This window comes from Capnocytophaga haemolytica (assembly GCF_001553545.1).
Taxonomy (GTDB): Bacteria; Bacteroidota; Bacteroidia; order Flavobacteriales; family Flavobacteriaceae; genus Capnocytophaga; species Capnocytophaga haemolytica.
On the sequence record NZ_CP014227.1, the window covers coordinates 767188 to 780057 of the forward strand.

At 45.1% G+C, this 12870-nt stretch carries 13 protein-coding genes; 11 read left to right on the forward strand and 2 right to left on the reverse strand.

Annotated elements, in window-relative coordinates; all coding sequences use genetic code 11:
* Positions 1 to 27: 27 nt before the first annotated feature.
* Positions 28 to 600, reverse strand: a complete 573-nt coding sequence (gene yihA / locus AXF12_RS03405; protein WP_066428334.1) for a ribosome biogenesis GTP-binding protein YihA/YsxC — start codon at positions 598 to 600, stop codon at positions 28 to 30.
* Between the two features lie 46 nt (positions 601 to 646).
* Positions 647 to 1408, reverse strand: a complete 762-nt coding sequence (locus tag AXF12_RS03410) for an alpha/beta fold hydrolase (RefSeq protein ID WP_066428335.1) — start codon at positions 1406 to 1408, stop codon at positions 647 to 649.
* A 187-nt stretch (positions 1409 to 1595) separates the two neighbouring features.
* Between AXF12_RS03410 and AXF12_RS03415 the strand changes: the two genes are divergently transcribed.
* From AXF12_RS03415 to AXF12_RS03465, 11 genes are all read left to right on the forward strand, one after another.
* Complete coding sequence (locus tag AXF12_RS03415; protein ID WP_066428336.1) at positions 1596 to 1787, forward strand: hypothetical protein; 192 nt, start codon at positions 1596 to 1598, stop codon at positions 1785 to 1787.
* 223 nt (positions 1788 to 2010) lie between these two features.
* On the forward strand, positions 2011 to 3324 hold the full coding sequence (gene rimO / locus AXF12_RS03420) for a 30S ribosomal protein S12 methylthiotransferase RimO (protein ID WP_066428338.1): 1314 nt from the start codon (positions 2011 to 2013) through the stop codon (positions 3322 to 3324).
* Between the two features lie 71 nt (positions 3325 to 3395).
* Entirely contained in the window at positions 3396 to 4532 is a 1137-nt protein-coding gene (locus AXF12_RS03425) for a cytochrome-c peroxidase (protein ID WP_066428340.1), read from the forward strand.
* 70 nt (positions 4533 to 4602) lie between these two features.
* Complete coding sequence (locus AXF12_RS03430; protein ID WP_066428342.1) at positions 4603 to 5277, forward strand: DUF4294 domain-containing protein; 675 nt, start codon at positions 4603 to 4605, stop codon at positions 5275 to 5277.
* A 157-nt stretch (positions 5278 to 5434) separates the two neighbouring features.
* Positions 5435 to 6757: a cation:proton antiporter gene (locus AXF12_RS03435; RefSeq protein WP_066428347.1), complete on the forward strand. Its 1323-nt coding sequence runs from the start codon at positions 5435 to 5437 to the stop codon at positions 6755 to 6757.
* A 105-nt stretch (positions 6758 to 6862) separates the two neighbouring features.
* Positions 6863 to 8680: a GNAT family N-acyltransferase gene (locus tag AXF12_RS03440; protein WP_066428349.1), complete on the forward strand. Its 1818-nt coding sequence runs from the start codon at positions 6863 to 6865 to the stop codon at positions 8678 to 8680.
* A gap of 85 nt (positions 8681 to 8765) precedes the next feature.
* Positions 8766 to 9374 (forward strand): IMPACT family protein, encoded by a 609-nt coding sequence (locus AXF12_RS03445; protein WP_066428350.1) that lies wholly within the window; start codon positions 8766 to 8768, stop codon positions 9372 to 9374.
* 43 nt (positions 9375 to 9417) lie between these two features.
* Positions 9418 to 10176 carry a porin family protein gene (locus AXF12_RS03450; protein ID WP_082752966.1) on the forward strand — a complete coding sequence of 253 codons (759 nt, stop codon included), beginning with the start codon at positions 9418 to 9420 and terminating at the stop codon, positions 10174 to 10176.
* Between the two features lie 6 nt (positions 10177 to 10182).
* Positions 10183 to 10719, forward strand: a complete 537-nt coding sequence (locus AXF12_RS03455; protein ID WP_066428353.1) for a methylated-DNA--[protein]-cysteine S-methyltransferase — start codon at positions 10183 to 10185, stop codon at positions 10717 to 10719.
* 65 nt (positions 10720 to 10784) lie between these two features.
* Complete coding sequence (locus AXF12_RS03460; RefSeq protein WP_066428355.1) at positions 10785 to 11717, forward strand: GSCFA domain-containing protein; 933 nt, start codon at positions 10785 to 10787, stop codon at positions 11715 to 11717.
* Between the two features lie 3 nt (positions 11718 to 11720).
* Positions 11721 to 12779, forward strand: coding sequence for a hypothetical protein (locus AXF12_RS03465; protein ID WP_066428356.1), 1059 nt, complete (start codon positions 11721 to 11723; stop codon positions 12777 to 12779).
* Positions 12780 to 12870 lie beyond the last annotated feature (91 nt).

The window sequence follows — 12870 nt, forward strand, 5'->3', positions numbered from 1 at the left end:
TAGCGATGTATGGTCTTACCGTTTTTATTATTTTACCGTAGTGTTGATATCTTCAATATACTGCAGCAGTTCTTCCTTGCCGAGTTTGCTCTCAGCCGACGTAATAAAGTACGGGAGCATCTCCTCCCACGTCTCTAAAAGCACCTGCTGATACACTTCAACGCTGCGTTCAATCGCCTGAGGCTTAAGTTTGTCGGCTTTGGTGAAGACAATCGCAAAAGGGATAGCGTTCTCGCCGAGCCACTGCATAAACTCCAAGTCAATGGGCTGAGGTTCGTGCCGTATATCCACCAGCACAAAGGCACAAATCAGCTGCTTACGTTTTTCAAAGTACTGAGTGATAAACTTCTGAAACACACGCTTAGTAGTCTTTGACACCCGCGCATAGCCATACCCAGGCAGGTCAACCAGAAACCATTGATTGTTGATTTTAAAGTGGTTGATAAGCTGTGTTTTCCCAGGTCTGCCCGAAGTTTTAGCCAGCCCCTTGTGATTGGTCAGCATATTGATCAATGACGATTTCCCCACGTTCGAGCGACCTATAAAAGCATACTCAGGCAAGCCCTCCGTAGGACACTTACTCACATCCGAGTTGCTCATCACAAATTCAGCCTTCTTAATAACCACTTGAAAACTATTTATTTACCTATTTATCTGTACGCTCAAGCCATTTGTTGAGTACCTCATTAAATTCGTCAGGGTGCTCCATCATAGGCGCATGCCCGCACTTATCAATCCAAAAAAGCTCAGAATTAGGTAGCAATTCGTGGAATTCTTCAGCCACTTTCGGAGGCGTAACCGAGTCGTTCTTACCCCAGATAAGACACACAGGGGTTGTCATCTTAGGCAAATCCTTAGCCATATTGTGGCGGATAGCACTCTTTGCCAGCGCCAGCGTCTTGATGAGCTTCGAACGATCACTAATATTCTCAAACACCTCATCTACAATCTCCTTAGTAGCCACGGCAGGATCGTAGAACACCTCCTCACACTTCTTCTTAATAAACTCATAGTCGCCCCTACGCGGATAACCTTCGCTCATAGCACTCTCATAAAGACCAGAACTCCCCGTGAGAATCAACGCTTTAACCTCCTTAGGGTAGAGCTTAGTGTAGAGTAAGCCCACGTGCCCCCCAAGTGAGTTCCCCAGCAGGATCACCTTCTCAAACTTCTTATGCTTGATGAACTTATGGATATACTTCGCCAAAGTCTTAACAGAAGTCGTCAATAAAGGCATCGAAAACAAAGGAAGCTCAGGAACTACGACCTTGTACCTCCCTGAAAAAAAAGAAATAACCCCTTCGAAATTGCTCAACCCCCCCATAAGTCCGTGTAGCACAATGATAGGGGTACCTTCACCACTTTCTATGTATGAAAACTTACCTTCTTTCTTTACGTCTGTTGTCATTTGTTGTACTAATCAAAATCGAGCTACAAAGATACTCAAATTAATTGTATTACGAGCTAAAAAATACAAATAATTTTTTTTAATATCTCTCTTGAGAAATACAAAAACTTGAAAAATAGTATTTTACAATAAAAACACGATTCGCTACAAACTTTCAAAACTCATCTCATTAAGAACAAAACCTTAAATGCCGATATCCACACACATTGTTGTAAACTATCAATCGAAGCCACTTCGAAGCGATAACGAAGCCACTACCAATCCAAATGCTGATCCACGCCCATCAAAATCAGTAACCTATACCTATAAGCCAGGTGAAAATGGTTACCCTTCAGAGCGCGAAGGTTCCGATGGCGGCAAAGAAACCTATACAAAATAACTTTCATAGCTTTTAATCAATAGAAAATGGCGAGTAGAGAACACTCTTCTACTCGCTATTTTTCTGCTTTCTAATTTCCGAAAAAGTTGTATCTTTGCGCCCTGAAATTGAGTCAGAAGTCAGAGATCAGGAAACAGTGAACAGAGGTCAGAACTCAGGGCTCAGCAACTGACCTCTGCTCACTAACCCCTAATCCCTAATCACTAACCCCTAAAATATATCTATGCGTACCAAATCAATTAAACAGAACGTTATCAATGTGGTAACCTTGGGTTGCTCGAAAAATGTATATGACAGTGAGGTGCTGGCAGGGCAACTCAAAGGCAGTGGCAAGAAGGTGGTGCACGAGCAGCAGGGTAACATCGTGGTGATCAACACCTGTGGCTTTATTGGCAGTGCCAAAGAGGAGAGCGTGAACACGATCCTCGACTATGTGCATCGCAAGGAGCGCGGTCAGGTAGACAAGGTGTTCGTAATGGGCTGCCTCAGTGAGCGGTATAAGCCTGATTTAGAGAAGGAAATTCCCGATGTAGACCAATATTTCGGCACCAGCGAGCTGCCCCAATTGCTCAAGGTGCTGGGGGCGGACTACAAGCACGAACTCATTGGTGAGCGACTGACGACCACGCCCAAGAATTACGCCTACTTGAAGATCGCCGAGGGCTGCGACCGTCCGTGTAGTTTTTGTGCCATTCCGCTGATGCGCGGCAGCCATAAGTCCACCCCCATTGAGGATTTGGTGCGCGAGGCTGAGGGCTTAGCAGCTAAGGGTGTCAAAGAGCTGATACTCATCGCGCAAGACCTTACCTACTACGGGTTAGACCTCTATGGGGCACGCCGCCTAGCGGATCTGCTCAGGGCGTTAGCAAAGGTGGAAGGCATTGAGTGGATACGCCTGCATTATGCCTTCCCGACAGGCTTCCCGATGGACGTTTTAGAGGTGATGAAAACCGAGCCGAAGATCTGTAAGTACTTGGATATTCCGCTACAACACATCTCGGATAAGATTTTAAAGAGTATGAAGCGCGGTACTACGCAGGCAAAGACGACTAAGCTGCTCAAAACCTTCCGCGAAGCGTTGCCCGAGATGGCTATTCGCACTACGCTTATCGTGGGTTACCCTGGGGAGACGGGGGAGGATTTTGAGGCACTGAAAGCCTTTGTAAAGGAAATGCGCTTCGACCGCCTCGGTTGTTTTACGTATAGCCACGAGGAGGATACAGCGGCTTATGTCTTGGCGGACGATGTGCCTGAGGAGGTGAAGATGGCGCGCGCCAATGCCATTATGGAGTTGCAAGGGCAGATTTCGTGGGAGCTCAATCAGCAGAAAGTAGGTAAGGTTTTCCGCTGCCTGATTGATAGAAAAGAGGGTAATTACTTCGTTGGGCGTACTGAGTACGACTCGCCTGATGTGGATAATGAGGTGCTGATTGATGCACGTAAGCACTATGTGAAGATAGGCGATTTTGCCCACATAAAGATTACCGAAGCTGCTGATTATGATCTCTATGGAGAACCGGTCCTTAATGATGAGTAGAGAGTAATGAGTACGGTGCGTTAGCAATTTACTCTCTGCTCTCTACTCTCTGCTCATTAAACTAATTAGTAATGAGAATTTTTATCGTATTTGCTTTACTATTGCTGTTTTCCTTTAGGGTGAGGCAGCAAGATATTTTTGAAGATGCCGCCTACGTGCAGCTGTTGCGTGCGCAGTACAGTTCGGGCGATCCTTCGCAGTGGGAAGCCCCTGTGTTGGACGCTGTGGTGCGTGTGGGCTTTAAGGATATAGGCGTGCTGCCTGAGGTGCCTTTCCCTGCAGAGAATCCGTTTAGTGAGGCGAAGAAAGTGCTTGGCAAAATGCTGTTTTTTGACCCACGACTTTCGCGCTCAAGGCAGATATCGTGTGCTTCGTGCCACGACTCAGAGCTCGGTTGGGCTGATGGGCGCAGTGTCTCGTATGGGCATAACCGCCAAACGGGCAAGCGCAATGCGATGTCCCTGCTCAATATGGGGCATCATACTATATTTTTCTGGGATGGGCGTGTGGCTACCTTGGAAGAGCAAGCTCTCGGTCCGCTTACCGACCCTGTGGAGATGGCTTCCACTAAGGAGCTTGCCGTGAAGCATATACGCAAGGTAAAGGGGTATTGCCCCTACTTTAAAGCCGCTTTTGGCGATGAAAAGGTAACGATTGAGCGCATCGCCCAGGCAATTGCCACTTACGAGCGCACTATTACTGCTGCTAAAACGCGTTTCGACCGCTTTATTTCGGGTGAAAAGGTGCACTTTACCGATGAGGAAGTCATTGGGTTGCACCTTTTCCGCACCAAAGCGCGCTGTATCAACTGCCATAATACGCCGCTTTTCGCCGATGAGCAATTTCACAACGAAGGATTGTCGTACTATGGGCGTATGTATGAGGATTTGGGCAGGTATAAGATTACTGGCAAGAAGGAAGACGTCGGTGGGTTTAAAACGCCGAGTTTGCGTAATGTAGCCGCTACGGCACCTTACATACACAATGGTTTTGTGCCTGACCTTGAGGGTATGATTGAGATGTACAACGCTGGGATGCCGCGCCCTGAGCCTCGTGGCAAGCAAGTGGGCGATACACTTTTCCCCACTACCGATCCGCTGCTCAAGCCCTTGCACCTTACCCCCAAAGAGCGTGCCGCCCTCATAGCCTTCCTCAAAACACTCAGCTCGCCCTTGCGCAGGGAAAAAGCCCCAGCCTTGCCTGAATAGTAAATTTTGTAAATAGAATTTAGTCTTTGGAACGATTTTTGCGGGAAGAGAAAATGACAAATTTGGTAAGATGAAAAAAATATATTTCATAATACTTTTATTGATAACCTCTGCATTGCGGGCACAGCATCGTGATACTATCTATATCGGTGATATGCAATTCCTTGCAGGTGATACAATACACCTTTCAGAGGTGAACCTCTTTGGAAAGGAACGCTCCTTTGGCGATTTAGAAGCTAAAAAACGCTACCTCATATTGCGCAGTCGCGTGAAGAGGGTATACCCTTATGCTAAGATGGCAGCCGACCGCCTCTACACTATGGAACGCACAATGGACACAATGCAAAACAAGCGTCAGAAAAAAGTCTATGTAAAGCGCACTCAGGAGTATATTGAGAGTCATTTTACGGATGAACTTAAAAAACTATCACGTTCGCAAGGGCGTATTTTAGTGAAACTTATTCACCGCCAAACGGGTGATACTGCCTATGATTTGGTAAAGAATCTTCGTAATAGCTGGAGTGCCTTTTGGTATAATAAAACCGCTTGGTTTTATGACATTTCTCTTAAAAAAGGCTATCACCCCGATGAAATAGAGGAGGATTATTGGATTGAAGAAATCCTACTTAGAGCAATCAATAATGGCGAGTTAGAGCCCCAAACGCCTGCTTTACAGTTCAACTTTACTGATCTTACTAAAAAAAGAGAGGAAAGGCTTCGTAATGCTATAAACACAACAAAATAAAGCAAGAAGAGAGTTTCCATAATCTTCAAAGATTAAATTTACCATTTTTCTTTTGTACTTTAATAGAAAAAGTGTATCTTTGCGCCAAAATAATGATTAGAGAAGAGAGATGCTTATTTCAAGGCTCTAGCTACTAACCTCTGATCTCTAAATATTTATGGAATTATACTACGCTTTTTCGGGGATTATAGTGCTGGCGGCACTTTTCTCGTATGTGAATGTCAGGTATGTAAAGTTGCCGATGACCATAGGGATTATGGTGATCGCAATGCTCGTTTCGGTAGGGGTACATCTCTTTGGAGAGGTGATTTTCCCTGGCTTGTCGCATAAATTGGAGAGCCTTATTGGTAGCATTGACTTCACCGAGATACTGATGGGGGCGATGCTTAACTTCCTGCTTTTTGCAGGGGCACTACACATCAACTTCTCCGACCTGAAACAGCATAGGCGCGCGATATTCATTTACGCTACGGTGAGCGTGGTGCTTTCGGCGTTTTTTATTTCGTTGTTGCTTTACTACGTGTCGCCTTACTTGGGATTTGCGATTCCCTACCCCTATTGTTTGCTCTTTGGGGCACTCATCTCACCCACCGACCCGATTGTAGTAATGGGGGTACTCAAGCAGGCTAAGGTGCCCAAGCGTTTGGAAATGAAGATTACAGGTGAGTCGCTCTTTAACGATGGGGTAGCGGTAGTGCTCTTTGCAGTAGTGCTTAAGATTGCCACAGGTGTAGATGATTTCACTCCTTCTTTTGCCTCTATCACCAAGCTCTTCTTGATAGAAGCTGGCGGTGGAGTTTTCTTAGGGGGATTGCTCGGATGGGTAGCCTCAAAGATGATGCACAAGGCAAATGACTATCACGTGAATGTACTCATCACCTTGGCAGTGGTGATGGGGGGCTTCCTCATAGCAAAGGGTTCACACGTGTCCTCACCTCTAGCGATGGTGGTAGCGGGGCTTTTCATTGGTAATAGCAATAAGAAGTCTGACAATGAGGTGGCAAAAGATTACTTAGGAAAGTTTTGGGAGATTATTGATGAAATTATGAATGCGGTACTCTTCCTCTTTATAGGGTTTGAGTTATTGATATTGAAAGGCTTAGAAGACCAATTGTTGCTGGGTTGCTTGGCGATATTGGTATGCCTCATCGGGCGAGCGTTAGCGATATACATTCCTGCAAAAACCGTTTTAAAGCGCACTACAACCTACTCAAGAGGATCGCTCATTACGATGGTGTGGGGAGGTGTGCGCGGAGGGGTATCCATAGCCTTAGTGCTCTCTATACCTTACCACGAAGCAGGGCATATCAAAGAGGTGCTGGTACAGATTACCTACATCGTGGTAGTCTTCTCAATATTGGTACAAGGATTAACCGTGGGTCGTGTAGCCAAAAAAGCACTACGTGCCGATGAACTAATGCCAAGGCTTAAGCGGATACGAGCCGCGAGAAGTAAGAACAAGCAGAATAACCACGAGTAGGGAGTATGAAACTAAGTTTAGAGAAGGAAGAGCAAGGAGTGAATAGTTTTAGATAACTTACTAATCACTATAACTGACCACTAACCACTAAGAAAGAAATTAAAGATGCAGAAAGACAAAGGATTGGTGAGTGCCAAAGAGGTGGCACAGGCGATACATATAGACAAGGCTGGCCCTTTGGGTACGGCGGGGGGCTGGCTGCTGATGAAGCTGCTCAGGCTCTCGAAGCTCAATCGTATCTATAAGTCGCTAAAACACTTGCAGGGAGTGGAGTTCCTCTCTGCACTACTCGACCGATTGCAGATACGATTTGAGATCCCTGAGGAGGACTTTAAGAATATTCCTAAGGAAGGGGCTTTTATCACCATTTCTAACCACCCTCTGGGAGGGATAGATGGCATATTGCTACTGAAACTACTCTTAGAAAAACGTCCTGATTTTAAGATTATGGCGAACTTCCTCTTGCAGCGCATTGAGCCGCTGGCACCTTATGTACTACCTGTAAATCCGTTTGAAGATCGAAAAGATGCCCAATCAAGTGTAGTGGGCTTTAAGCACGCCATCAAGCACCTGAGAGGGGGTGCCCCCTTGGGCTTATTCCCTGCGGGGGAAGTATCAGTAGAGAAAGATGGTCAGTTGCTCATTGATAAGCCTTGGGAAGAGCCTGCGATGAAGCTTGCTAAGCACGCCAAAGTGCCCGTAGTACCCATCTACTTCCACGCGAAGAACAGTCCGCTGTTTTACTTCTTGGCAAACATCAGCGATACACTGCGCACGGCTAAGCTCCCTTCAGAACTTTTGACCCAAAAGCAGCGCACGATCTATATACGTATTGGCAAACCTATATCGGTGGCGATGCAAGAGGAACACGCCGATCTCTCTTCCTACACTGAGTTTTTGCGCAAAAAGACCTATATCTTAGCCAATGCTTTTGAACAGGATAAGAAGTTCTTGCCGCTATCAGGCGTACTGAAAAACAGCAAGAACAATGAACCCGCTCAGGAGATTGCTGCCCCTGTGAGTATTGACCTCATTGAGAAGGAGATTACAGCCATTACCAAGAAGGATTATCGCCTGCTGAAAAACAATAATTACGAGGCTTTCTTAGCTCCTTATGCGGCAATCCCCAACATCATTAAAGAGATTGGTCGCCTACGAGAAATCACGTTTAGGGCAGTGGGCGAAGGCACCAATGCCTCTATCGACTTGGATAAGTTCGATGAGTATTATCACCACCTATTCCTTTGGGATACAGAGGCTAAGAAGATTGTCGGTGCCTACCGTATGGGCTTAGGGGCAGAGATTTTCCCTAAGTATGGTATTGAAGGTTTCTACACCCACGATCTCTTCCGATTTGAGCCTGAGCTCTACGATATGATGAGCAAAACTATTGAGATGGGGCGCGCTTTTGTGGTGCCTGAATATCAACAGAAGCCAATGCCGCTCTTCCTTCTTTGGAAAGGCATTGCACACACTACGCTACGCTATCCCGAACACAAGTTCCTACTCGGTGGGGTGAGCATCAGCAACCAGTTCTCTAACTTCTCCAAGTCGTTGATGATTGAGTTTATGAAGTCCAACTACTACGACCCTTATATCGCTCAGTATGTGCGTCCTAAGAAAGAGTTTAAGGTAAAACTCAAAGATGCTGATAAGGATTTTATCTTTGATGAAACACAAGCCGACCTCAATAAGTTTGACAAGATTATCGATGAGGTAGAACCAGGAAGTCTGCGGTTGCCTGTGCTTATCAAGAAGTACATCAAGCAGAACGCCAAGGTGATTGCCTTTAATGTTGATCCGCTCTTTAACAACTCTGTGGACGGACTGATGTACATCCGTATTGCTGACCTACCCGAAAGCACGATGAAGCCTGTGATAGAAGAGTTTCAAGCTGAATTAGAATCGAAGAATAATATGTAGCAATGAATAATGCACAATGCACAATGGATAATACAATCAATCTGTAAATTATACATTGTTCATTATAAATTATACATTACTAAATATGGACACTTATAAAACCATCTCCTCAGCGGTTGAGGAAGTTATTTTTAAGGAGAAGAGCAGTAAGTTCTTGGGTTATGCCTATCCCGTAACGACTGAGGAGCAGATCCGTGAGCACTTGGAGGCGGTGCATAAGGCGCACTTCTCAGCACGACATTGGTGCTATGCTTGGTGCTTAGGTACGGGTACCACGCAGCATTACCGCGCTAATGACGATGGTGAGCCCAGTGGCACTGCGGGCTTACCTATTTACGGACAAATACAGTCCTTTGAGCTGACGAATGTGCTACTGATTGTTGTGCGTTACTTTGGCGGTATCAAGTTGGGGGTAGGCGGGTTGGTTGCTGCTTATAAAACCACCGCACAGCTTACCTTGCAAGAGACTACTATTGAGGAAAGACTTATCACCGAGCAACTTACCATTCGTTTTGCATATAAGGATATGAACAAGGTGATGCGCGTTATCAAAGAGTATAACCTTAGTATTGTAGCCCAACGCTTGGAGCTCTCCTGTGAATATATTGTTGAAGTACGCCTGAGCGAAGTAGAGGTAGTAAAAGCAGCCTTTGTTGCGGCAAGTTTTGAGATAGAGGTAGGTTATAGAGAGTAGAGAGTAATGAGAGGGCAGTGAGTTATTCCTAAAATAAAATACTATGAAAAGAGGTTGGTTAATTACATTGTTAATAGCTTTTTCGCTTGGCATTAAGGCACAGCAGCGCGTGGGTTTAGAGGTACGGGGGAGTGTTGGTATGTACACGATTGGGGACTCGAAAAAATCTGTATTCTATCAGTATTCAGGGGCATTTGCTCATATAGGAGCGTTGGCTAATGTGCGTCTTTACCGTGGTTTGGGTATTGAAACAGGCTTGTTATACACGGGCAAATGGGGACATAATTATCCTGGGAGATATTTAGAAGAAAAAGATGCTTTCTTGCGAGGTAGCGATCTCTCGTTGAGATATATAGAAATGCCTATCTTAGTGTATTTCAAGGTAAAACAACGTAGATTGCGAATGATACCCCGCCTCGGCTTATATATGGGCATACCGCTCTCTGGCGAATCAGAACACAACTATGAAACGGACTTCTACGACAAGCAATACCATCATTTTTATAGCGAAAAGAAGACACTGCAAATCGGCAATAGTGCCACAGACAACATTACCCCTTTTGACATAGGCGTAAGCACAGGAATAGGCTGGGAGTGGGGTAGAGCCACTTGGGGGGCGATGATAAATGTAGGCTGCCAAGACGTCTTTCCTAACCTCAATGGGCGAACCGTCAGAGGCATTACCTTTGGGTTTTACGCTGGGTTTAAGCTCATAAAAGAGTACTCGCCAAAGCAGCTGATAGAAGAAGTAGAACGCAAAGAACAACTTTTAGAAACCACAGAAATAACCCCTAACCCTTAATGTTATATGCGCAATAAATTATACCGAAAAGAGATAGAGACCCCTATTGGGATGATGACCGCTTGCACTACCGAGGAAGGGGTGTGCTTCTTAGAACATCCTAATGCTAAAGGCTTAGCGCGTGAACTCAATGCACTTTTAAAGACTTGTGACACAAAGGTATTCGCTGAAGGTGAAAACGCTGTGATGCAGCTCTTGGAGCGTGAACTCAGGGCTTATTTTGCGGGTGAATTGCGCACTTTTACGGTGCCTATTGATATGCGACTCGGTACCGACTTCCAAAGGAGTGTATGGCAAACACTGCTCAAAATACCTTATGGCAAAACGTGGAGCTACAAAGAGGAAGCTGCCGCTCTCGGTCGCCCTAAGAGTGTACGTGCGGTAGCCAATGCCAACGGAGCTAACCCTATCTCTATTGTTGTGCCTTGCCATAGGGTTATCGGTGCAGACGGCAGTCTCACGGGCTATGGTGGCGGATTAGCAGCAAAGGAGCACTTGTTGAACTTAGAGGTCAGTGATCAGAAGTCAGAGATCAGTGGTTAGAAGTGAGCTGCCCATAATTCTTAGAATCTAAAGCCCCCTAATCCTTAGTCCTTAACCCCTGAAAAATGAATTTACAAACAAAGATACCCATACCTCCTGCACGGCAACCGATTACTTACCAGAGTGAACTGTTGCTCGTGGGCTCTTGTTTTGCCGAGCATATCACCCAGAAATTTACTTATTACGGCTTTCGGGTGGTGGGCAATCCCTTTGGGGTGCTCTTTCACCCGCTGGCAATAGAGCGATTGCTGTGCCGCGTAGTGGAGCGTATCCCTTTTACCATCAGCGACTTTTTCTTTCACGAGGAACAATGGAAGTGCTTCGAGCTCCACTCCTCACTCAATCGTCTAACGGTGGAGGAGGCTGTGGAAGCAGCCAATGCACAACTTAAGGTCTTCCGCCGTGCCCTTACCGAGAGTTCACACTGCTTCCTGACCCTTGGCACCGCTTGGGTATACCGCCACCAGAGTGGTGCGCTTGTTGCCAATTGCCACCGTGTGCCCAATGTTTTCACCAAAGAGCTGCTTTCCTCTGCCGATATAGAGCAGTCCCTACGGCGGATTACGGCAATGGCGCACACCCTCAATCCAAAGTTGCATTTTGTGCTGACGGTATCGCCTGTGCGCCATCTCAAGGACGGGTTTATGGAGAACAACCTCAGTAAGGGCAACCTCTTTGCAGGTTTATACCCCTTGCTATCAGAGGGTTGTAGCTACTTCCCTGCCTACGAACTCCTGCTTGATGAGCTCCGTGACTACCGTTTCTACGCCGAGGATATGCTACACCCCTCGCCCTTGGCAGTGGACTACATCTGGCAACGCCTCGTAGATACTTATATGTCTGAAAGTGCAAAGCGCAAAATGTTTCTGGTAGAGCAACTGCGCAAAATGCAGGCACACAAGCCTTTTAACCCAGAGAGCGATGCTCATAAAAAATTCTTACGAGCAATGGAGTCGCGTAGAGCAATGTTAAACGAATTTGGAATAATAATTAAATAAAATATGAAACGTTATTTTTTACACTTTGTGATAGCTATCCTGCTAATTAGCTCAGCAACAGCCACAAACGCATCTTCTCAGAGCTATAAATCACTCACACAAGCACAAGCAGCTGCCAAACAAAAAGGCAGATTGCTCTTAGCTTTCTACGCCCCTGAGAATAAAAGAGCTGAATATGAATTTCAGTTACAGAGCAGTGCATATAAAGAAATTGAAGAGCTTGAAATAAGCCGCAACAATGAAGAAGACGTCTTTTACGTGCTATATTTAATGACCGAGAAAGACCAAAAATGGCTAAAAAACCACAAAATAACCCCTAAAAACCAGTATTTCATATTTGATGGTGATGACCTTATCTATTATCAAGAAGGTGAAATTATCAGCCCTTATGAGTTGCTAACTGATAAATATATCTATGAAGTATTTCACTCTGCTGCCAAAGCAAAGGAACTCGATATGATCCTCACAAACCCAGAATCTTCTCTAAATGAATTAGAAAAAGCCTTTTTCTCTATCGTGAACGACCCCTATTACAGTCCATTTGTCCTAAGCCAAAGAGACAACCCCTCTGTCTCCCAACAATATTTTGAGCATATTGATAACCTCTCAATGCTCTACCAACCCAAAGTAACCCCCGAGCAACTCAATAAGCATTGGGAAAGAATCATCAATGCCCATAAAAATGAAAAAGATTTCAACCTAAACTACGCCAAACTACTTGGAGCTAACTTTGCCAGCTGGGGATTATCTGCCCATAATGGCTATTATTACTACTATTCTATGAAAGACAAACAACCTGATCTCAATGATTTAGAAGCCATTACCTACCTCATCAGCCATAAAGAAGACATCAAAGCACACAACATAAGTATACGTAAAAAAGAAGGTTATGAAACTGACTATGACCCCCACGATTACGTATCTTCAGAACTTCGCAAAGCAGGTATCGTACCTTTCTCTATGCCAACACTTCGTGAAAAATTACAACATAAGGCTTACACTTCAGACCCTTCTTTAAAAAAGATTACCAAAAAATTACTCCTTAAAATAAGTGATAAATAACCTCCTCCCAATACCAATACTAAAACCTAATACAATATATAAAAACAAAAGAGATTATACTTTAGTTTAAAAAGAACCCCGAAAGTTAGAT

Coding starts and splice junctions, on each gene's coding strand:
- yihA (WP_066428334.1), bottom strand. CDS start 600: ATGAGCAACTCGGATGTGAGTAAGTGTCCTACGGAGGGCTTGCCTGAG.
- AXF12_RS03410 (WP_066428335.1), bottom strand. CDS start 1,408: ATGACAACAGACGTAAAGAAAGAAGGTAAGTTTTCATACATAGAAAGT.
- AXF12_RS03415 (WP_066428336.1), top strand. CDS start 1,596: ATGCCGATATCCACACACATTGTTGTAAACTATCAATCGAAGCCACTT.
- rimO (WP_066428338.1), top strand. CDS start 2,011: ATGCGTACCAAATCAATTAAACAGAACGTTATCAATGTGGTAACCTTG.
- AXF12_RS03425 (WP_066428340.1), top strand. CDS start 3,396: ATGAGAATTTTTATCGTATTTGCTTTACTATTGCTGTTTTCCTTTAGG.
- AXF12_RS03430 (WP_066428342.1), top strand. CDS start 4,603: ATGAAAAAAATATATTTCATAATACTTTTATTGATAACCTCTGCATTG.
- AXF12_RS03435 (WP_066428347.1), top strand. CDS start 5,435: ATGGAATTATACTACGCTTTTTCGGGGATTATAGTGCTGGCGGCACTT.
- AXF12_RS03440 (WP_066428349.1), top strand. CDS start 6,863: ATGCAGAAAGACAAAGGATTGGTGAGTGCCAAAGAGGTGGCACAGGCG.
- AXF12_RS03445 (WP_066428350.1), top strand. CDS start 8,766: ATGGACACTTATAAAACCATCTCCTCAGCGGTTGAGGAAGTTATTTTT.
- AXF12_RS03450 (WP_082752966.1), top strand. CDS start 9,418: ATGAAAAGAGGTTGGTTAATTACATTGTTAATAGCTTTTTCGCTTGGC.
- AXF12_RS03455 (WP_066428353.1), top strand. CDS start 10,183: ATGCGCAATAAATTATACCGAAAAGAGATAGAGACCCCTATTGGGATG.
- AXF12_RS03460 (WP_066428355.1), top strand. CDS start 10,785: ATGAATTTACAAACAAAGATACCCATACCTCCTGCACGGCAACCGATT.
- AXF12_RS03465 (WP_066428356.1), top strand. CDS start 11,721: ATGAAACGTTATTTTTTACACTTTGTGATAGCTATCCTGCTAATTAGC.